Source organism: Roseibium salinum (genome assembly GCF_026240905.1).
GTDB classification, from domain to species: domain Bacteria; phylum Pseudomonadota; class Alphaproteobacteria; order Rhizobiales; family Stappiaceae; genus Roseibium; species Roseibium salinum.
The window spans coordinates 526,041-545,406 of sequence record NZ_JAPEVI010000003.1 but is presented as its reverse complement, the minus strand read 5'-3'; the positions used below and the strand labels follow the sequence as shown (position 1 = coordinate 545,406).

Below are 19,366 nucleotides of genomic sequence, written 5' to 3'. Positions count from 1 at the left end.
CCCCGCGTCTCCAGGCAACCCGCGCTTCAGATTAATATCATCCTTTTCTTCGGCAATTTCTGTGCTATCGTCACGGTGAATGACCCCAATCACGCATAAAAATTCCCAAAATGAGCAATGCCCGATAAATATCTTCTCGACCCGTCCGACATCCGTGTTCTCCGAGTCCTGCAGCGGGATGCCTCCCTCTCCATAGCGGACGTCGCCAAGGAGGCGGGAATGAGCCAGACGCCCTGCTGGCGGCGGATAAAACGCCTTAAGGAACAGGGTATCATCAAGCAGATCACCGCCATCATCGACCGGGAAGCCGTCGGTCTCGGCTTTGTCGCCTATTCCTTCGTCAAGCTCGTTGTTCCCAGCCGGGATAACATGGAGACGTTCGACAGGCTGGTGCATCACTGGCCCGAGGTCGTCACCTGCGAGCGCATCACGGGCGCGGTCGATTACCTCATCAAGGTCGTCACCGATGATATCAAAACCTACGACAATTTTCTCCGCCTGAAGCTCCTGGACAACACGCTGGTCTCCGACGTGCAGTCGCGCATCGTGGTCAACACGGTCAAGGACACGGTCGCCCTGCCGCTGCGCGAGAACTGAGCGGGGCGGCAGGGCTCTGGTCGGGAAACGTCGCAACAGGTTACCGGAGAACATCATCTTCCGCCGACACTCCGGCCGAGAGCCGCTTGCAGATCCAATCCCCGCTTGCCCCAGTCCAGCCCGATCTCCACGTCCCCCGTCCAGGATGACCGCTTCGGGGGTTGGTCGGGCGGTGCCTTTCTACCCCCGCTCTGGAAACGATCAGATGTCACGTCATGCCAGCGATGACCACCGGTCAGGTGGCAGGGCCTCACCTCCCCTCTGGAGTCGTCCCCGACTTGATCGGGGCCCCAATCCACCTTTCCGCCGGCAGGAAGGCTGACCTGTGACAGATGGCCCGGCCCTGCCACCCTTCACCCGCTCTGGAAACCAATGGCTCTCCGATCGCGCTACGCTTGTCGGGGATGACCGCTTCGGGGTTTGGTCGGCCCTGCCTTTCTACCCCCGCTCTGGAAAAAGCGATCAGATGCCACGTCATGCCATCGATGACCACCGAACGCGCGAGGAGCCCACGCCCTGAGTTGGGTCAAGCCGACAAACCGAGTTGGCGCCAACGGTTCCACGCAAACCAGCTAGGTCACGAAGCGCAGGGGCGACAGGCCCGACATGTCGAGAAAGGGGCTTTTCCCCCGATCATCTCGGCAAGCAGGCGGCCGGTGATCGGCCCCAGGGTGAAGCCGTCATCGGCATGGCCGAAATTGAGCCAGAGCCGCGGGATCGTCGGCGAGGCGCCGACCACGGGAAGGGAATCCGGCAGGCAGGGCCTTGACCCCATCCAGGGCTCGTCCTGCAGCGGCCGTCCCAGCGGAAAAATCTCCTCCGCCCGTCTCCTGGCGAGTTTGATCACATTCGGATTGGGCGGCGCATCGCGGGCTGCCAGTTCCACACCGGTCGTCAGGCGGATGCCGTTGTCGGTCGGTGTCAAGGCAAATCCGTTGGCCACATCCACCACCGGACGCGACAGCGAGGCGCTCGACAGCGGCCGGTAGTGCATGTGATAGCCACGCTTGACCGCCAGGGGATAGGGTTCGCCGAACCCTTTCAGAACCTCCGACGACCAGGCGCCCAGCGCGATCACCGCGTTCTTGGCAAAGACAGGTCCGCGCTCGCCTTCCAGCGCGAACCCGCCGCGCTGGCGCTGCAGCTTGCCGGCATCGCCGCGCATGTATTCGCCGCCTTCCCGGATATAGGCCCGCCAGAGGGCGTCGAGGACGGCGCCGGGATTGGATACGGAACAGCTTTCGGGCCAATGCACGGCCGTCAGGCCGGTCGCTTTCAGGCCCGGTTCGAGCTTGGCAAGCTCGCCCGCCGAAAGTTCCTGATAGGCAACCCCGAAAACCCGGGCATAGAAGCGCTCGACCTCCCCGCTTCGGTAGGCGCTCTCGTTGCGGTAAAGATGCAGCCAGCCGCCCTGACGGTAGAACCTGTCCGCATTGATCGATCTGGCAAGCTCCAGATGTTCGCCAATGGCAAAGGCACGCAGCGGCGCAATGACCCTGGAATAGGTCTCCACACCCCTGCTGCTGCCCGCCGCCTTGTGGCGCCGCAGCCACGGCAGCATGCGAACAACGGTTCTGAGGTCATAGGAAACGGCACTCGACTGTTTCGCCAGAATGCCAAGCAGCTCCTGCGGGCGGTTGGGAATCGCGTGCGGCACGAACCCGTTGCGCTGGACAATGCCGGCATTGCCGGACGATGCGCCGGCACCCGGATGCGCGCGGTCGAGCAGGACAACATCGAGCCCCATGCGGAGCAGATGGATCGCCGTGGAGACTCCGACGATGCCGGCGCCGAGCACCATCACATCGAAGGATTGAATCTGCTTTGTCCTGTTATTCATCCCATTTCCGGCCGGACACGATCATAATCATGATCTGGCGTCCGGGCCCCGGATCCCTTAAGACGAGCAGAAGTGCCTGCCGCACCGCATATTTTTCAGGAGACAAGCTTAGATGATTCGAATGATCGGGGCAGGTTTGGCATGGACCGGACGACACGGAGCCGCCGCACTTGCTGTGAGTATCTTCATCGGCATGGCGCTTCCCGCCCTTTCGGCCCATATGCGACCCTATCTGGGCGTTGCCGTCTTCCTTCTCCTGACCCTGGCTTTCCTGCGGGTCGACCAGAATGCAATCAGGCACCGGTTGCGCCATCCGGGGCTGCTGATCGGCGCCCTTGTCTGGATGATGCTCGGCGCGCCGCTCCTCACCTGGTTCGCGATCGAGGCCATGGGCCTTGATGCGCTTGGACCCGACGTGATCCTGGCGCTGTTCATTGCGACCGCCGCGCCGCCCGTCATGGCGGCCCCTGCCTTCATCTACCTGCTCGGCCTCGACGCCACGCTCAGCCTGGCGCTGTCTGTTGCCGCGCTGATCGTGACGCCGCTCACCGCGCCGTTGATCGGCGAACTGATGCTCGGCCCGACCCTGCCGCTGAGCGTTGGCGGACTGGCGCTGAAACTGGCGCTGCTGCTTGCCGGCGCCCTGCTGGTGTCGGCAGTTTTCCGCAAGCTTGCCGGCCCGGAACGTCTCGCGCGCAGTTCCCATCATATCAGCGGCCTGAACGTCCTCCTGCTTCTGGTTTTCGCAGTCGCGGCAATGGACGGTGTCGCGGCAAGCTTTGCTACCCGGCCGCTCTTCACTCTTGCCCTGACGGGCCTGACCTTTTGTCTGGCGCTCATCCAGATCACGCTGACGCTGATCATTTTCGCGCCGGCCACGCGGGAGGATGCCTACGCGATCGCCCACACCTGCGGGACCCGCAATATGGGCCTCATGGTGGCGGCCTTCGGCGGCACCCTGCCGGAACTCACCTGGCTGTGGTTCGCGGTCGGCCAGTTCCCCATCTACATGCTGCCGATACTGCTCAAGCCTTTCGTCCGCGTTTTCTGCCGCCTAGACGCAAAAACTGTGACGCCGCACACCTGACAGGCTGCCTTGTTGCGCTAGGCTGCGGACCCTAATCTTCTCAACATCAGAGACAGCGAACCAAGGGAAGTGCATTGTGACCGTCCTCCGCGCCTTCATCAGAACCCTTACGAGGGCAATACCGCCGGTCCTACTGGCCCTGGCTGGTCTCTCCGCCCCGGCCACGGCCGGCGACACAGCCGACGTCCAGGTCCTCGGCTTTTCCGAGGACGGAGCCTATTTCGCCTTCGAACAATACGGCATTCAGGACGGGTCCGGCTTTCCCTATTCGGAGATCTTCGTCCTGAATGTGGCGCAGGACAGCTGGGTAAAGCCCTCCCCGTTCCGCCGCCGCGATCAGATCGACGACGGTGACGGCTATGATCCGGGAGCGCTCCTGTCAAAGACGCGCGCGGAAAACCGGTCAGCCGCTCAGTCTCTTCTGCAATCCATTGACATTGCCGGCAAAGGCCTGACCGCGGGCCACAATCCGCGCACGGAGCTGAGTTCAAATCCGCACCGGATGGTGGTTGCCCCGCGCGACTTCTTCAATGCCAAGGCTGACGCTGTCGAACTGAGCTTGAGCGAATATCCCCTGCCCTCCGGCGAATGCGCCAGTTACGGTGCGAAGACCAAAGGGTTCCGCCTGACCATGACGTACCAGGGCAATACGCGGGTTTTGAACGAAGACGCCAACCTGCCGGAAAGCCGCCGCTGCCCGCTCGGCTACCGGATCGAGCGCATCGTCACCCATTTCCCGGCAAACGCACCGCCCGTCTATGCCGTGCTGATCCAGATGGACAGCCACGGGTTCGAAGGACCGGACCGGCGCTTCCTGGCGATCACCGGGAAGCTTTGATCCGGCAGTTCATCCACCACCACCTCATGCTGAGGAGGGCCTTCAGCCCGTCTCGAAGCATGGGCGACACACTCTGAACAAGCGGCCCATCCTTAGAGACAGCGCTGACGCGCTTCCTCAGGATGAGGCTTTGGTTGCGGTTAACAGGCTGAAGCGCGATAGCTCCCGTTGCCCAGGTGATCCCGAACGACCGAGTCTAGCCTCCGGCGACAAGGCTGCGGATTGCTTCCGCCGTTTCGGAATTGGCCGGATAGAACGCCTCGATCGCCAGCTCCGACAAGGTGATGTCCAGCGCCGTGCCGAACACGGTGGTGGTGCTCAGGAATTCCAGCGGCCCAAGCTCGCTGGACAGCCTCAAGGGTACGGCGATGCCGCCGTAAGCATCGGTGTCGGCATGATGACCGGCCGGTCCGCTTGCGGGCACGGGGTAGGATTTCAACTCATCCATCAACTGCTGCAGCGCCGGATCGGCGGAGATCTCCACCTGATGGGACAGGCGGACGAGGATGTGGTTCCGCCATTCCCGGAAGTTGAGGATACGCGGCGCCAGGCCCTTCGGATGGAGGCTGAGGCGCAAGGCGTTGACCGGTGGCTGCAGGAGCTCGGGAGCGATGCCGACCAGAAGCGGTTGCACGGCCCTGTTGGCGAAGACCATGGTCCAGTGCCGGTCGACCGCCAGGGCCGGATGCGGTTCATGGCCCTTCAGGATCTGCTCGACGGCCGCCCGCGCGGCTTCCAGGGCGGGATCGCTCAACGACCGCTCGCGATGGACCGGCGCAAATCCGGCGGCCACCAGCAGCCTGTTCTGCTCGCGCAGGGGCACGGCCAGCTGTTCGGCCAGCCGCAGAACCATCTCCCGGCTGGGCCTGGAGCGGCCGGATTCCAGGAAGCTCAGATGGCGCTGCGAGATATCGGCATCGAGAGCAAGGTCGAGCTGGCTGCGCCGCCGGCGTTGACGCCATTCGCGCAGCAATTCCCCGACCGGCGGCGTGCCGCCAGCGGCGGCTGAAGAGTGCGTGTTTTCCATCATGGAACAACTCTATAGCGAGTCTTTGAGCACTCCTATTACCTCGCACGTAATCGACCTCAAACACGGAACCGGCAAGGATCAGGGCAACGGACGGCAGGTCGCCGCCCGAACTTCAGAAAGGAACTCCGATGCCCAGTCTTAAATCCGTTCTTGCCCTCGATGCTCTCACCTGCGCCGTCATGGGCGTTGCCCTGATGGCCGGTGCCCCGCTCCTGGAAACGTTGACCGCGATCCCCGCGGGACTCTCCTTCGCCGCCGGCGTGCTGCTGATCCCGGTCGCCGCCTTCATGGCGGTGGTCGCGGCCCGTTTCACGGCCGAACCGCGCGCCGTCTGGCTGGTCATTGCCGGCAATGGCGGCTGGGTCGCCGCCAGCCTCGTCCTTGTCGGCGCGGAACTCATCCAGCCGAACGCATTCGGGGTTGCCTTCATTCTGGTGCAGGCCGCCGCCGTCACGGCCCTTGCGCTGATGGAATTCGGCGCCCTGCGCGCAAACCGGCAGCAAAGCCTGGCCTGAAAGGCCTCTTCCATCGTCATCCCGTCGCTCCGTTATTCCGGCGACGGGATGACGCCCTCAAAAGCTACCGCAATGGAGACAGTCATGACCGCCTACGCAATCGCCAATCTTCAAAGCGTCAACATGGGTCCCGCGATCGTCGAATACCTGGAGCGCATCGATGCAACGCTTGCCCCATATTCCGGCCGTTACGTGATCCATGGCGGCCCGAAACAGGAACTTGAAGGCTGCTGGCCGGGTGATGTGATCATGATCGCCTTTCCCGATCTTGCCACTGCCAGGGCCTGGTACGGATCGCAGGCCTATGCCGCGATCAAGGCCCTGAGGACGGATAATTCCAGCGGCGAAGTCATCCTGATCGAAGGCGTGTCCGAGGACCACAAGGCAACCGATATCCTCGCCGGCGCGGGCGGGTGAGCTCCCGTTTTTCTTGCGCCTTCTTGTCAGGCATGATAGCGGCCTCTAACTTCTTTGAGCCTCCCGGAGCCAAGCCCGATGACCCGCCCGCTAGCGATCGCCCCCTCCATCCTCGCTTCTGATTTTTCCAAGCTCGGCGAGGAAGTCCGTGACGTTGTGAAGGCGGGTGCCGACTGGATCCATCTGGACGTCATGGACGGCCATTTCGTCCCGAACATCACCTTCGGTCCGGACGTGATCGCAAAGCTCCGCCCGCACACCGACAGCATCTTCGATACCCACCTGATGATCGCTCCCTGCGATCCCTACCTGGAAGCCTTCGCCAAGGCGGGCTCCGACATCATCACCGTTCACGCGGAAGCCGGTCCGCATCTCGACCGCTCGCTGCAGGCGATCCGTAACCTGGGCAAGAAAGCCGGCGTTTCCCTGAACCCGTCGACACCCGAAAGCGTCATTGAACACGTGCTCGACCGGCTGGACCTGATCCTGGTGATGACCGTCAACCCGGGTTTCGGCGGTCAGAAATTCATTCCCGCGATGGTGGAAAAGACGCGCCGCATCCGGTCCATGATCGGCGACCGGCCGATCGACCTGGAAATCGACGGCGGTGTAACTCCGGAAACCGCCCCGCTGGTCGCGGCTGCCGGCGCCAATGTCCTGGTCGCCGGCTCGGCCGTCTTCAAGGGCGGCACGACCGAAAGCTACAAGTCCAACATCGCCGCGATCCGCAAGGCTGCCGAAGAAGCGTAACGCCTCACGGCAGCTGCGTCAGGCTCTCCAGGTAAAGAGTGCCGTCCAGATCGACGAACCTGGCCAGGATGCCCTTGTCGTAGAGCTCGTCACCTTCTTCCCAGTCCGGATCGTATTGGCAGCCGACATAAACGTGATTTGGGTTTTCCGCCCCGATATCCGGATCGTAGCTCAACGACCAGACAGGTGTGGTGTCGCACGCCCCAAGGCTGGAGATCGCGGCGCTCAGCCCGGCGGCTCCGGTGGCAGAAGACATGAACCTCTGGAAGTCCAGTTCCGCGGAATATGCCGGTGCAATGTTAAAGCAACATATCAAAACAGCCGCACAAGATCTTGGCCTGAAAAGCATGTTTCATCTCCAAATTCGAAACAAAGGGGAAATTTTGTCGCAGCCGAGACCAGCATGGCAGGTCTCAAGAAAGCATAAATTTTCTCGAATGAGACGACAGTTCAGCTGACAGTGTGGCTGGACCGGCGCAGGAAACCCGGGTTCACGAGCCTGTCGCGCAGGCCCGTCGGATAAAGGTCCAGCCTTCTGGCGGCGAGTTCATCGAGCGATGCCCATCTGGCGATCCCGGCGATCTCCTCGCTTGTCTGGACGGTGATGATATCTCGCTGATAAAAATTGCTGTCTTCGAAATAGGCATCACACAGAAAGACGATCTCATGGCCCGGGGTGCCATGATGCTCGAAGAGGTTCTCCATCACAATGTACCTGTCGAGCAGCCCGATCCGGGTCCCCAGTTCTTCCAGAAACTCCCGCTGCAGCGTATCGCGCCACGGCTCGCCGAATTCGACGGTTCCGCCGAGCGGTCGCATCCCCTTCACCCGGCCGGCGTCGTCATGGATCTCGGACAAGAGCAGCGCGTCGTCACGCCAGATCAGCGCAAGCGCTTTCACGGTGATGGTGTTTGCCGGGCGCCAGGATGTCATCGCGGCCTCCTGAGGGCGGTTTCAGCAGAATATTTGACGTTGTTCGCCAGCCTCGCAAGCAAAAACAGCGGGTCTGGATTGAAGGCGCCGCCCCCTCTGCTATTCCGCAGCCAGCTTTTCCACTCTGACGAGGTTCTGCCTGCGATGATCCCGCGCTATTCCCGCCCTGACATGGTCGCCATCTGGTCACCGGAATCGAAGTTTCGCATCTGGTTCGAGATCGAGGCCCATGCCTGTGACGCGCTGGCCGAACTTGGCGTCATCCCCAAGGAAGCCGCCAGGACGATCTGGGACAAGGGCGGCAGCGCAACCTTCGACATCGACCGGATCGACGAAATCGAGCGCGAAACCAGGCACGATGTCATCGCCTTCCTGACCCACCTTGCCGAAATCGTCGGCCCGGACGCCCGTTTCGTGCACCAGGGCATGACCTCGTCCGACGTGCTGGACACCTGCTTCAACGTTCAGCTGGTGAAGGCCACCGACATTCTGCTTGCCGACATGGACGAGCTCCTGGCGGCGATCAAGCGGCGGGCCATGGAACACAAGGAAACGGTCTGCATCGGCCGCTCGCACGGCATCCATGCCGAGCCGGTCACTTTCGGCCTGAAGATGGCCGAGGCCTATGCGGAATTCGGCCGCTGCAAGACGCGCCTTCTCGCAGCCCGGGAGGAAATCGCCACCTGCGCCATTTCCGGCGCCGTCGGCACCTTCGCCAATATCGACCCGCGGGTCGAGGAACATGTCGCCAGGGCCATGGGGCTCAAGGCGGAGCCGGTGTCCACACAGGTCATCCCGCGCGACCGCCACGCCATGTATTTCGCGACCCTCGGCGTGATCGCCTCTTCCATCGAACGCGTGGCAACCGAAATCCGCCACCTGCAGCGCACGGAAGTTCTGGAAGCGGAGGAATTTTTCTCCAAGGGCCAGAAGGGCTCTTCCGCCATGCCGCACAAACGCAATCCGGTTCTCACCGAGAACCTCACCGGCCTTGCGCGCCTCGTCCGCGGCTTTTCGATCCCGGCCATGGAAAACGTTGCCCTCTGGCACGAGCGCGACATCTCCCACTCGTCCGTGGAACGCATGATCGGGCCGGATGCCACCGTCACCCTCGACTTCGCGCTCGCCCGCCTCACCGGCGTGATCGACAAGCTGCTGGTCTATCCCGAGCGCATGGTCGGCAACATGGACCGGCTCGGCGGCCTGGTGCATTCCCAGCGCATCCTGCTTGCCCTCACCCAGGCAGGCTCCTCCCGCGAGGACGCCTATCGCCTTGTCCAGCGCAACGCGATGAAGGTCTGGGAAAGCTATCAGGTGGCCGGTTCTGCCTCCGTCGACTTCATGAGCGAACTCCTGAACGACGAGGAAGTGCGCAAGTACCTCTCCGAGGAGGACATCCGCGACCGCTTCGACCTTGGCTACCACACCAAGCACGTGGACGTGATCTTCGAGCGGGTGTTCGGTGAAAGCTGAACATTTGTGAATTGAGGCCATCTGCCTGAGCAGATGGATTGCCGGCAGGGTTTCATGAAGATCGCGGTCATCTCCGACATTCACGGCAATGTGCTGGCACTGGAGGCCGTTCTTGCGGACCTCAGGATGGAGGCGCCGGACATCGTCGTGAACCTGGGCGACTGCGTCTCCGGCCCGTTGTGGCCGGAGGAAACGGCCGCCATCCTGCGCGAAACGGCCTGGCCGACGGTGCGCGGCAACCATGACCGGTTTCTCATCGAGGATCCGGTCGAAAAACTGGGACAGACCGACGCCTTTGCCATCGAACGGCTGACGGCTGAAAGCCTTGAATGGCTGACGTCCACGCAGCCGGTGATCCGGCTTACGGAGGAAATATTCCTGTGCCACGGCACGCCGGACGACGATGACCGGTACCTGACCGAAAAGGTGGAAGGGCCGAAGGGCCATCTGCCCGATGAGGACAACCTTCTGGAAGACCTGAAGGGCGAGACATCGCCCATCGTCTGCTGCGGCCACACCCACATTCCACGGCTTATCCGGCTCAGGGAAACAGGCCAGATCCTGCTCAACCCCGGCAGCGTCGGCCTGCCCTCCTACGAGGACGACCACCCTCACCGCCACAAGATGGAATCCGGCTCCCCGCACGCCCGCTATGCGCTGATGACCAGCAACGGCGGCGCATGGAACTTCCAGGACAAGGCCCTGAGCTACGATTGGGACGCGGCAAGCCGTGAAGCTGAGAAGAACGGTCGGCCGGACTGGTCCCGTTCACTGGCGCGCGGTTTCTACGGCCCGCTGTCCTGAGCCAACCCTCTCCTTCTCGGGACGAAAGAAGTCGGAACCAAACTACTCTCTCCCCTGTTTAAATACTAGGAATGGAGAGTAAGATGTCCATCAGAACACCGCTATTGAGCTGTATTGCATCGGTCGGGTTGCTCATTTCAGCCACTTTTCCCGGTGCCACGGCTCCCCTTTTGCTGCAGCGGCCACTGTATTCCGCCGCGGCTGAAACAGCCCCGCTCATTCGCGTGCATGATCGCCGGAGATATGACAGCAGGCGCGGTTTCTACACCTGGAACGGACGCCGCTACTACAATGGCCATCGCGGATACCGTACCCCTCGCCGCGGATATCGCAGCTACAATGGCTTTTGGTTTCCGCCTGCCGCCTTTGGCTTCAGGATAATGCCGGCTCCGCGCTACGTACCTCCGCCGCGGTACGGCCGCGGGCTGAGCCAGGCGCATTATCGCTGGTGCGACAACCGGTATCGCTCGTACCGCGGGTACGACAACACGTTCCAGCCCTATAATGGGCCGCGCAAACCCTGTGTGTCGCCATACTGGCCCTGACGGAAGCTCATCCCGCCAGGGTACGGACCGGTATCTTTAAAGGCAGCCTGCGCCACGTTGCGCGGCTGCCCGTTTGACAAGCGCAGCGATCCTCGGCATGAGAGCGGCACATCTTCTGTCTGCTCCCCACAGGTGTGCCCGTGAAAATCTCCGAGACCGACATTCTGCTCATTCCAGGATATGGCAAGATCCTTCCCGGCCACTGGCTGCTGCGCTGGCGGGACAAGATGGCGACGGCCCGAGTGGTGAAGCAGGCCGAATTGCATGTCCCGAGCAGGAAGGAATGGCTGGAGACGCTGGTGGAGCACGTCGAAGCCTGTGACAAACCGGTTGTCCTCGTGGCGCATTCCCTGGGCTGCATCCTGGTTGCGCACGGCGCTCACGCGCTGAAGGGCAAGATCCGCGGCGCCTATCTCGTTGCGCCGTCAGACTGGGACCGCAATGGGCTTGTGAAGGAATTCGACGGCGGTGATTTCAAGCCGGTGCCGCGCAACCCTCTGCCCTTCCAGGCCCATCTGGTCGCAAGCCGCAACGATCCCTACTGCGAGTTCGAAAGATCCCGGGAGTTCGCCATGGCCTGGGGCGCGAGCTTTCAGGATGCGGGGAACGCCGGGCACATCAACCTGGAAAGCGGCCACGGTCCGTGGCCGGAAGGCATGATGTCCTTTGCCCATTTCATGAAGCGCCTCGGCTGACCACGCCTTCGACCTCCTTCAGCGCCGCGTCGACACAATCGACGAGGAACGACCGGTCGATGCCGTGGGCCATCAGGCAATAGCCGTGATCAGCCGCCTCTTGCACCTTCTCCGCACTCATGCAGAAGATGCCTGCCAGTTTGCCGGCCTTCCGCGCCTTGTCGGCGATGCTTGCGGCGACCCTGGCGACCTGCTTGCTGTTCGGATCGACCGCGGCGCCGCCCGAAAGCGAGAGCGAAAGATCGCTCGGACCGACGAATACACCGTCGAGTTCCGGTACCGAGAGGATCTCATCCAGCGCGTCGATCGCCTCCGCGGTTTCGATCATCGCCAGGGAAAGCGTCTGGAAATTGGACTTCGCGGTGTAGTCCTCGATGGTCTGGCCGCTCAGTTCAGCTGCCCGGAAGGGTGACCAGCTGCGCTCGCCGGCCGGTGGGTACTTCACCGCACGCGCGAATTCCTCCGCCTGCCCGCGGGTGTTGATCATCGGCGCGATCAGGCATTCGGCGCCCATATCCGCCAGACGTCCCGCCAGTGCATTGTCGCCGATCGGGATGCGGGCGATCCGGTGCGCGCCTCCCGCGGCAATCGAGGCAAGCGCATCACAGGCATCGTCAAAACCGTAGAGCCCATGCTGGAGATCGATCGCCACCGCCTGATATCCGCCACGGGCAAACAACTCCACGATCATCGGCATGTTCAGAACCGACCAGCCGGTGATCACCGGCCTTCCGGAACGCATCTTGTCAGCAAGACTGGATATATCTGTCACGGTTTCCTCCTGTGAAGTCAGGGATCATCAAATCCCTGCATCGAGGCAACCGCAAGTGCTCTTTGCCGCGGCGGCATAATACCAACCGTCATTGATTATGACCCATCTGATGGACCATATCGGTTTGCCGGCGAGGCGCGTCGCGCAGCGCGACCGTCCGGTCGGGCAAGCGATACAACGACGTCCGGCGGGCCGATATGGTCCACCGAAGGCCGAGTTTTCGAAACGGCCGGTCCGGCGGAAACCACCGCCGGAAACGGAAAACGCCCGCCGTTTCCGGCGGGCGTTTCACAAACTCGGCTCGTGCGGTCAGCCCTGGCTCTGCATCTGCGCGATCGCCTTGTGCATCAGCTCGTCCATGGTGCGGCGGATCTGATGGTCGGACTGCTCGACATTGTTGGCGTCGAAATCCGCACGGATCTTGCGGAACACGTCCTCGTCGCCCGGCTCCTCGAAATCGGCGCGGACGACTTCCTTGGCGTATTCCTCGGCTTTTTCGCCTTCATGACCCAGGAGACCGGCTGCCCACAAACCCAGTAGCTTGTTGCGCCGCGCGGTTGCCTTGAACCGCAGTTCCTCGTCATGCGCGAACTTGTTTTCAAATCCCTGCTCGCGCTTGTCGAATGTGCTCATACCCGTCATCTCCTGAACTGCGCTCATGCACTCTTCCCCCTATATGGGGTCGATTTGGTCTCCTGCATATCCCCGCAAGCGCCGCAAATCAACGCAGATCCTGTCACCTTGCGTCAAAAGCATAACAGACCCTCGTCGTCGGCGGAAAACAGAACATTGTACTTTTGCCGCGCTTCGGGTAAGTTCCGCGCCGCAAAACAGGGATTGCCGCCTGAAGGCACCTGCCGGTCAGACCGAGATGTTCCGGTGGCTTCAGACCAGGTGAGCAAGGACCCTTTTGAAGGTTTCTCTAAAAAAGTACGGTATAGCCAATGAACCGCCGTCGGCGCATCTATGAAGGTAAAGGTAAAATTCTCTACGAAGGTCCCGAACCCGGCACGCTGGTTCAGCACTTCAAGGATGATGCTACCGCCTTCAACAACAAGAAACATGAGATTGTTGACGGCAAGGGCGTGCTCAACAACCGCATTTCCGAATTCATCTTCAACCATCTGAACGCCATCGGCATCCCGACTCACTTCATCCGCCGCCTCAACATGCGCGAGCAGCTGATCCGGGAAGTCGAGATCATTCCGCTGGAAGTGGTCGTGCGCAACGTCGCTGCCGGCTCCATCGCCAAGCGCCTCGGCCTGGAGGAAGGCACGCAACTGCCGCGCTCCATCATCGAGTTCTACTACAAGAACGACGAACTCGACGATCCGATGGTTGCCGAAGAGCACATTACCGCGTTCGGCTGGGCCACTCCGCAGGAGCTGGACGACATCATGGCGCTGGCCATCCGCGTCAATGATTTCCTGTCCGGCCTGTTCCTGGGCGTCGGCATCCGCCTGGTCGATTTCAAGATCGAATGCGGCCGCCTGTTCGAAGGCGACATGATGCGCATCGTGGTCGCGGACGAAATCTCTCCGGACAGCTGCCGTCTGTGGGATATCGAAACCAACGACAAGATGGACAAGGACCGCTTCCGCCGCGACATGGGCGGCATGCTGGAAGCCTACCAGGAAGTCGCCCGGCGGCTCGGCATCATGACCGCCAGCGAACGCCCGGTCGGCTCCGGACCGACCCTGGTGCAGTAAGAACGATCAGGATGCCCCCGCCGTCGAAAGATAGGCGGGGGTTTTTCCTATAACGTCGCTTCGTCCCTTCCAGAACCGGTCAAGCTGGTGTATGGAGCCCCCAAACGGCCCTGCCAGACTTTGATGGAGACAGAAACTCATGAAAGCACGTGTGATCGTTACCCTGAAAAACGGTGTTCTCGATCCTCAGGGAAAAGCCATCGAAGGGGCGCTTGGCGGCCTCGGATTTGGCGATGTCGGCTCCGTCCGCCAGGGCAAGGTGTTTGATGTCGAACTGACCGGCGCCGACACGGAAGCCGCAAAAGCCGAACTGGAGCAGATGTGCGAAAAGCTGCTCGCCAACACCGTGATTGAAAACTACGCGATCGAAATCGCGTAGCGGGGTATGTTTCATGGATGAAGACGCGCGCAAGGCCATCATCTTCATGGCCCTCAAGGCCGCGGTTTTCATCCTGGTGCCAGCCCTTGCGGCGCTGATCGCCGTTCTTGTACTGCTCTGACATTTCGGAACCGCTGCTATGAAGACCGCCGTCATCGTTTTTCCAGGCTCCAATCGCGACCGTGACATGTTCCACGCGCTGGAAAAGATCACCGGCACGCGCCCGCAAAGCGTCTGGCACACGGAAAGCACCCTGCCGGACGTGGATCTCGTTGTCGTACCCGGCGGGTTCTCCTATGGCGATTATCTGCGCTCTGGAGCGATTGCCGCCCGGTCGCCGATCCTGAACGACCTGGTCGCCAAGGCCGACAGCGGCGTTGCCGTCCTCGGCGTCTGCAACGGCTTTCAGATCCTGACCGAAGCGGGCCTCCTGCCGGGCGCCCTGATGCGCAACGCGGGCATCCGCTTCGTGTGCAAGGACGTGCTGATGGAGACCGTCAACAACGCGACCCGCTTCTCCTCCAAGTTCCAGAAAGGCCAGGTCTGGCGCTGCCCGGTGGCCCATCACGACGGCAACTATTTCGCCGACCCCGAGACGCTGAAGCAGATCGAGGACAACGGCCAGGTCGTCTTCCGCTATGCGAACGGCACCAATCCGAACGGCTCGATCAACGACATCGCGGGCATCACCAACGCCAGAGGCAACGTACTCGGCATGATGCCGCATCCGGAAAACCTGATTGAACCGCTGCACGGCGGTCTCGACGGCCGCCTGCTCTTCGAAAGCCTGCTCGACCGGGCGGCCTGACAAGGCCGTCCTCCGCAGGACCTCATTCCCCAGCCGCCCTCAAGTCCCATTCAGGAAGGATCGCTATGCGTCTGCGCATAAGCGGACGCACAGGCCTATTGATTTCGGGCACTTCCCGCCTCACCCTGCCACCAGAGGGAAAAGCCGGACGGGTGTCCCTTTCCTGATCGATTGCGACCTTGCCAGGAGGCGGAGATGACGGACCTTGAACTCGACAAAGACACGCGGATCCGCCTTGCTCTCCAGATCCAGCGATTCATGGCTGAGGACCTGGACGTGGAGATCGGCAACATGGATGCCGAAAAACTGATCGAGTATCTCACCTCGACCCTCGGCGCCCAGTTCTACAACCAGGGCCTCAAGGAGGCGCAGGCGCTTTTTGCCCGCAAGTCGGAGGAAATAACCTACGCCGTCTACGAGCTTGAAGTGCCGGAAGACCCGATACGGTAGGACCGATCACGCCGCCTGAGCGCGTCTCTGCCTGGGCGGATAGCCGAAGCGGCGGGAGAAGGCCCTTGAGAAGGCGGCGGGGCTGGTGAAGCCGCAAAGACTGGCAACGGACTTCACCTGCCGTCCCGTCTCGAGCTCGGCCCGGGCGATATCCAGCCGCCAATGGGCGAGATACACCATGGGCGTCGTCCCCACGAGTTCCTTGAAGGTGACCGCAAACTGGGTGCGGGACATGCCTGCCGTGTCGGCGAGCTTCTCCAGCGTCCAGGCTTGCGCGGGCGCCTCGTGGATGGCGACGAGGGCCGCTGCGATGCGCGGATGCGCAAGGCCGCTCAGGAGACCGCTATCGGCCCTGCCCTCCTCCATCGCATGGCGCAACAACCGGATGACCACCACCTCGCACAGGCGCTGAAAGGCGGCCTGGCCGCCGCAGCGCGGCGTGGTGACTTCCTCGATCAGCGGCATCACCACTGCCGTGAGATACGGCTGTTCGCCCAAGGGCACGCTGATGTGGTCCGGCAGCGCGTCGACGAGATGCCTGCCTATTCCCGAAATCATGATGCGCGCACCGACAAGCGGATTTTCATCGGCGATCGGCCCCATTTCCGGAACGGCCCGCGCGCCGTCCTTCAACGGACAGAAAGCCAGCCGCAGCGTTCCCGCGCTGCCGGAATAAATTGCGAAATTGGAAGTCTCCTGCACCGGGCAGTCGATCAGGATATCCGACACCTGCACCTTCAGCCGGTCGATGAGCGAGGACAGCCGGTCCAGCTTTCCGTTGAAGGATGTTCGAAAGGGAACCGGCATTTCCGTACTCCTAATCATCTTTTCCGGATGTTTCCTGAACATTCGTTCAATAACCTATGACGATCCGCAAGGCAATGTGAAGCCTTGCTCTTATGGAAAGAGGAAACAGAATGCTTGTCCCACGCCAGCCGGTCCCCGACCTGAAAGTTGAAACCCTGACCTCCGGCACTTTCGACATTGCCGGGGACGAAGCCGGGTTTGCCACTCTCGTCGTCTTCTATCGCGGCCTGCACTGCCCGATCTGCGGCACCTATCTGAAAGAACTCGGGCGCCTGACCCCGGATTTCGCCGCCAAGGGCGTCAAGACAATCGCGATCTCGTCCGACACCCGCGACCGTGCCGGGCAGATGGCCGACAAGGTAGGCTTTCCGGATCTCCGCTTCGGCTACGGCCTGCCGCTTTCCGTTGCCAGAAACTGGGGGCTGTTCATCTCCACCAGCCGCGGCAAGACGTCGATCGGCATCGACGAACCGGAGCTCTTTTCCGAACCGGGCGTGTTTCTGGTCAAGCCCGACGGAACGCTCTATTTCGCCGCCGTCCAGACCATGCCCTTCGTCCGCCCGCATTTCCAGGAACTGCTCGGCGCGCTCGATTTCGTGCAGAAAAACGACTATCCGGCGCGCGGCGAATATACAGGCGCCGTTTGACGCGTCTTGGCAAAGCCGCTCCTGCTGCGAGGAGCTGTCGGTCCGGCCCCTTCAGCAAAACAAAGAAATGCCGGACACGGGCTGCATCGTGTCCGGCATTGCTCCAGGTTCAAGATTGAACCCCTTCACGCCTGACGTGCCGGCTTATGGCCGGTGGCGTCGGGCGGAATGTTTCCCGACCGAATGGCCGCCCGCGCGGACATTTGATCGGGAAACATTCTCACCAGCTTGTTCCCCCGATCCCAAGAGTCAGCACCTCTGATTGCGGCACTTTTCGGGACGGGAGCGGCATACTTCGGCGACGCTCACCTGCGATGCCCCCACAGGTCCTTGCTGTCCCAAAACGGCCGGATGGCTTCCTGGTACGCGGCTTCGCGGGTCAGGCCCAGGTCATTGAGCTCCCTCTCGGTCAGATCCAGCAACTGTCTGCGTGTCCGCGCCGTGCGCGACCAGCCTGCAAGCCTTGCCGACAGAACCTCCAACAGCTCCCTGCGGAACCACAGCCTGGACAACCGCCGTCCCCTAATTGTTTCTATTGCACTCATTTTCACACCTCATAAGGGTAACAATCATCGAATAGAACGCATTGTAGCGCTACAATGTTATGAATTGACTCCTTTCAGGATGCAATATATTAAATTGTCACCATGACAAATTGGCACCCAGAGATTCCAGACGGCCAGGGGCCGCTCTATATCCGCCTCGCGGACCGGATCGCCGAGGATATTTCAACCGGCGCGCTGGCCGCGGGCGCGAAGCTGCCGCCCCAGCGCGACCTTGCCTATGACCTGGGCGTAACCGTCGGCACGATCGGCCGGGCCTATGCGATGATCCGGCAGCGGGGCCTGGTGAGCGGCGAAGTCGGGCGCGGCACGTTTGTGCTCGGCAGCCCCCATGCCGCCCAACTTGAGGAAAAGGCCAAACCGGACCTCGACCAGCGGTCCGGCCCCAGCCGGCAAGGCTCGGAACAGGCGACCGACTCCTGGATAAAAGGAGCCATGGCGGTCCCGCAGGACACCGCCTTCGGCGGAACCCGGATTTCCGTGCCCGCGCCGGAAGCCATCCGCTTCGACAGCACGACGGCCCCGGAAATCGGTCAGGCGGAAATCATCGGCAGACTCACTGCGGCGATCGTCGCTGATTGCCCCTATGACATTGCCAGCTATACGAGAGCCGTCCCGGACAGCTGGCGCATGGCGGGACAACAATGGCTGGCGCGCAACGGCTGGACGCCGCCGGAAGGCAGCATCGTGCCAACCCATGGTGCCCAGGCCGCCAGCATGGCGATCCTTGCCGCAACCACGGCCCCGGGCGACCAGATCGCGTTCGAGGATCTCACCTACAGTTCTATCGCCAGGGGCGCGGCACTGTCCGGACGCAGGCCCGTTGAGGTCGCGCGCGATGACGAGGGGCCCATTCCCGAAGACCTTGCCCGCGTCTGCGCGCAAAAGCATCCGAAAATGCTGTTCCTGACGCCGACCATGCATAACCCGACGGTTGGCCAGATGGGCGAAGACCGGCGCAGGGAGATTGTCGCCATTGCGCGCCGGAACAATCTCTGGATCATTGAGGATGAGGTCTACGGATCGCTGCGGGATACCGCGACTCCTCCTCTGGCCGCCCTGGCCCCGGAACGCACATTCCATGTGGGCTCCCTGTCCAAGTCGGTCGCCGCAGGTGTACGCGGTGGCTGGGTGTCCAGCCCGCTCTCCCATGCACAGCGGATTTACACCGCCCACAAGATGCTGACCGGCGGCATTTCGTTTCTCCTCGCCGAGCTTTCCGCCCGGCTGGTGCTGTCCGGCGCCGCCGTCGCGATGCGCGAAAAGATCCTGGCGGAAATCGCCGCCCGGCACGACCTGGTAAAGCACTATCTCGGCACCTACGACCTGGAAGCCGCACCGGATGCACCGTTCCTGTGGCTGAAGGTTCCCGAGCCATGGCTGTCAGGCACGTTCAAGGCGGCGGCGGCAGCTTCCAACGTCCTGATCGACGACGAGGACGAGTTCAAATCCGGCCGCTCCGGCAAGGTTCACCACCGGGTCCGGATCGGCGTCACCAATCCGTTGACGCGCGAGGAAACCGCCAAGGGGCTCGGCATCATCCGCAATCTCCTGGAAGACAGTTGCGCGTGCTACGACAGTTTCGAGTGAGGGTTGCCCCGCCCGTTCCTGTCGCGTTAAAAATATTCTCCGTTTCGTGATCGCAGCTATTGCGCCGTGCACCCGGCGCTCCCATTTGCCGGAAACCTCAGGTGAAGGTCTCCAAAT

General features: G+C 62.0%; 25 protein-coding genes. 17 read left to right on the top strand and 8 right to left on the bottom strand.

The annotated features are described in order from the left end of the window. Window positions 1-117 precede the first annotated feature (117 nt). Window positions 118-597, top strand: a complete 480-nt coding sequence (locus ON753_RS07000) for an Lrp/AsnC family transcriptional regulator (RefSeq protein ID WP_265961851.1) — start codon at window positions 118-120, stop codon at window positions 595-597. A gap of 577 nt (window positions 598-1,174) precedes the next feature. Here ON753_RS07000 and ON753_RS06995 read toward each other — a convergent pair. Further along, window positions 1,175-2,437 (bottom strand): NAD(P)/FAD-dependent oxidoreductase, encoded by a 1,263-nt coding sequence (locus tag ON753_RS06995; protein WP_265961850.1) that lies wholly within the window; start codon window positions 2,435-2,437, stop codon window positions 1,175-1,177. Between the two features lie 175 nt (window positions 2,438-2,612). Between ON753_RS06995 and ON753_RS06990 the strand changes: the two genes are divergently transcribed. Both ON753_RS06990 and ON753_RS06985 read left to right on the top strand, forming a co-directional pair. Next, window positions 2,613-3,524, top strand: a complete 912-nt coding sequence (locus tag ON753_RS06990) for a sodium:proton symporter (RefSeq protein ID WP_265961849.1) — start codon at window positions 2,613-2,615, stop codon at window positions 3,522-3,524. 76 nt (window positions 3,525-3,600) lie between these two features. Next, the gene (locus tag ON753_RS06985) at window positions 3,601-4,362 is read left to right on the top strand and encodes a DUF2259 domain-containing protein (RefSeq protein WP_265961848.1); all 762 of its coding nucleotides are present in this window, start codon (window positions 3,601-3,603) and stop codon (window positions 4,360-4,362) included. A 196-nt stretch (window positions 4,363-4,558) separates the two neighbouring features. On the opposite strand, the gene ON753_RS06980 is transcribed toward ON753_RS06985, so the two are convergent. After that, window positions 4,559-5,389 carry a helix-turn-helix transcriptional regulator gene (locus ON753_RS06980; RefSeq protein ID WP_377047413.1) on the bottom strand — a complete coding sequence of 277 codons (831 nt, stop codon included), beginning with the start codon at window positions 5,387-5,389 and terminating at the stop codon, window positions 4,559-4,561. A 131-nt stretch (window positions 5,390-5,520) separates the two neighbouring features. On the opposite strand from ON753_RS06980, the gene ON753_RS06975 reads away from it, so the two are divergent. The 3 genes from ON753_RS06975 to rpe all read left to right on the top strand — a co-directional run bounded on the left by ON753_RS06975 (window position 5,521) and on the right by rpe (window position 7,074). Further along, window positions 5,521-5,907, top strand: a complete 387-nt coding sequence (locus tag ON753_RS06975) for a hypothetical protein (RefSeq protein ID WP_265961846.1) — start codon at window positions 5,521-5,523, stop codon at window positions 5,905-5,907. An 84-nt stretch (window positions 5,908-5,991) separates the two neighbouring features. Then, window positions 5,992-6,324, top strand: coding sequence for a DUF1330 domain-containing protein (locus ON753_RS06970; protein ID WP_265961845.1), 333 nt, complete (start codon window positions 5,992-5,994; stop codon window positions 6,322-6,324). Between the two features lie 78 nt (window positions 6,325-6,402). Then, the gene (gene rpe / locus ON753_RS06965; protein WP_265961844.1) at window positions 6,403-7,074 is read left to right on the top strand and encodes a ribulose-phosphate 3-epimerase; all 672 of its coding nucleotides are present in this window, start codon (window positions 6,403-6,405) and stop codon (window positions 7,072-7,074) included. A 4-nt stretch (window positions 7,075-7,078) separates the two neighbouring features. Here rpe and ON753_RS06960 read toward each other — a convergent pair whose 3' ends face one another. Both ON753_RS06960 and ON753_RS06955 read right to left on the bottom strand, forming a co-directional pair. Continuing rightward, on the bottom strand, window positions 7,079-7,330 hold the full coding sequence (locus ON753_RS06960) for a hypothetical protein (RefSeq protein WP_265961843.1): 252 nt from the start codon (window positions 7,328-7,330) through the stop codon (window positions 7,079-7,081). Window positions 7,331-7,524: 194 nt separating this feature from the next. Beyond that, window positions 7,525-8,007, bottom strand: a complete 483-nt coding sequence (locus ON753_RS06955; protein WP_265961842.1) for an NUDIX hydrolase — start codon at window positions 8,005-8,007, stop codon at window positions 7,525-7,527. Between the two features lie 144 nt (window positions 8,008-8,151). On the opposite strand from ON753_RS06955, the gene purB reads away from it, so the two are divergent. The 4 genes from purB (at window position 8,152) to ON753_RS06935 (ending at window position 11,524) form a co-directional block, all read left to right on the top strand. Next, a complete protein-coding gene (gene purB / locus ON753_RS06950) occupies window positions 8,152-9,480 on the top strand; it encodes an adenylosuccinate lyase (protein ID WP_265961841.1) in 1,329 nt (442 codons plus the stop codon). Window positions 9,481-9,534: 54 nt separating this feature from the next. After that, window positions 9,535-10,284: a metallophosphoesterase family protein gene (locus ON753_RS06945; RefSeq protein ID WP_265961840.1), complete on the top strand. Its 750-nt coding sequence runs from the start codon at window positions 9,535-9,537 to the stop codon at window positions 10,282-10,284. A 71-nt stretch (window positions 10,285-10,355) separates the two neighbouring features. Beyond that, window positions 10,356-10,829 (top strand): BA14K family protein, encoded by a 474-nt coding sequence (locus tag ON753_RS26675; RefSeq protein WP_323054691.1) that lies wholly within the window; start codon window positions 10,356-10,358, stop codon window positions 10,827-10,829. Window positions 10,830-10,969: 140 nt separating this feature from the next. Then, complete coding sequence (locus tag ON753_RS06935) at window positions 10,970-11,524, top strand: RBBP9/YdeN family alpha/beta hydrolase (protein WP_265961839.1); 555 nt, start codon at window positions 10,970-10,972, stop codon at window positions 11,522-11,524. Here ON753_RS06935 and ON753_RS06930 read toward each other — a convergent pair. After that, complete coding sequence (locus ON753_RS06930; RefSeq protein ID WP_265961838.1) at window positions 11,505-12,296, bottom strand: HpcH/HpaI aldolase family protein; 792 nt, start codon at window positions 12,294-12,296, stop codon at window positions 11,505-11,507. The two genes, ON753_RS06935 and ON753_RS06930, sit on opposite strands and share 20 nt — an antisense overlap. Window positions 12,297-12,605: 309 nt before the next feature. Further along, the gene (locus ON753_RS06925; RefSeq protein ID WP_265967084.1) at window positions 12,606-12,929 is read right to left on the bottom strand and encodes a DUF1476 domain-containing protein; all 324 of its coding nucleotides are present in this window, start codon (window positions 12,927-12,929) and stop codon (window positions 12,606-12,608) included. A gap of 311 nt (window positions 12,930-13,240) precedes the next feature. Here ON753_RS06925 and purC point away from each other — a divergent pair, with 311 nt between their 5' ends. The 5 genes from purC (at window position 13,241) to ON753_RS06900 (ending at window position 15,642) form a co-directional block, all read left to right on the top strand. Further along, a complete protein-coding gene (gene purC / locus ON753_RS06920) occupies window positions 13,241-14,005 on the top strand; it encodes a phosphoribosylaminoimidazolesuccinocarboxamide synthase (RefSeq protein WP_265961837.1) in 765 nt (254 codons plus the stop codon). Window positions 14,006-14,144: 139 nt separating this feature from the next. Then, complete coding sequence (gene purS, locus ON753_RS06915) at window positions 14,145-14,384, top strand: phosphoribosylformylglycinamidine synthase subunit PurS (protein WP_265961836.1); 240 nt, start codon at window positions 14,145-14,147, stop codon at window positions 14,382-14,384. 13 nt (window positions 14,385-14,397) lie between these two features. Continuing rightward, window positions 14,398-14,505 carry a phosphoribosylformylglycinamidine synthase-associated small membrane protein gene (locus tag ON753_RS06910; RefSeq protein ID WP_265961835.1) on the top strand — a complete coding sequence of 36 codons (108 nt, stop codon included), beginning with the start codon at window positions 14,398-14,400 and terminating at the stop codon, window positions 14,503-14,505. 18 nt (window positions 14,506-14,523) lie between these two features. Next, window positions 14,524-15,192, top strand: a complete 669-nt coding sequence (gene purQ, locus ON753_RS06905) for a phosphoribosylformylglycinamidine synthase subunit PurQ (protein ID WP_265961834.1) — start codon at window positions 14,524-14,526, stop codon at window positions 15,190-15,192. A 195-nt stretch (window positions 15,193-15,387) separates the two neighbouring features. Further along, window positions 15,388-15,642 carry a DUF2164 domain-containing protein gene (locus ON753_RS06900; RefSeq protein WP_265961833.1) on the top strand — a complete coding sequence of 85 codons (255 nt, stop codon included), beginning with the start codon at window positions 15,388-15,390 and terminating at the stop codon, window positions 15,640-15,642. Between the two features lie 6 nt (window positions 15,643-15,648). Here ON753_RS06900 and ON753_RS06895 read toward each other — a convergent pair whose 3' ends face one another. Continuing rightward, the gene (locus tag ON753_RS06895) at window positions 15,649-16,449 is read right to left on the bottom strand and encodes a helix-turn-helix domain-containing protein (protein ID WP_265961832.1); all 801 of its coding nucleotides are present in this window, start codon (window positions 16,447-16,449) and stop codon (window positions 15,649-15,651) included. 110 nt (window positions 16,450-16,559) lie between these two features. On the opposite strand from ON753_RS06895, the gene ON753_RS06890 reads away from it, so the two are divergent. Further along, window positions 16,560-17,096: a peroxiredoxin-like family protein gene (locus ON753_RS06890; protein WP_265961831.1), complete on the top strand. Its 537-nt coding sequence runs from the start codon at window positions 16,560-16,562 to the stop codon at window positions 17,094-17,096. A gap of 305 nt (window positions 17,097-17,401) precedes the next feature. Here the strand turns inward: ON753_RS06890 and ON753_RS06885 are convergent, their stop codons facing one another. After that, a complete protein-coding gene (locus ON753_RS06885; protein WP_265961830.1) occupies window positions 17,402-17,608 on the bottom strand; it encodes a DUF1127 domain-containing protein in 207 nt (68 codons plus the stop codon). Between the two features lie 135 nt (window positions 17,609-17,743). Here ON753_RS06885 and ON753_RS06880 point away from each other — a divergent pair, with 135 nt between their 5' ends. Continuing rightward, entirely contained in the window at window positions 17,744-19,249 is a 1,506-nt protein-coding gene (locus ON753_RS06880; protein WP_265961829.1) for an aminotransferase-like domain-containing protein, read from the top strand. The last annotated feature ends 117 nt before the right edge of the window (window positions 19,250-19,366 follow it).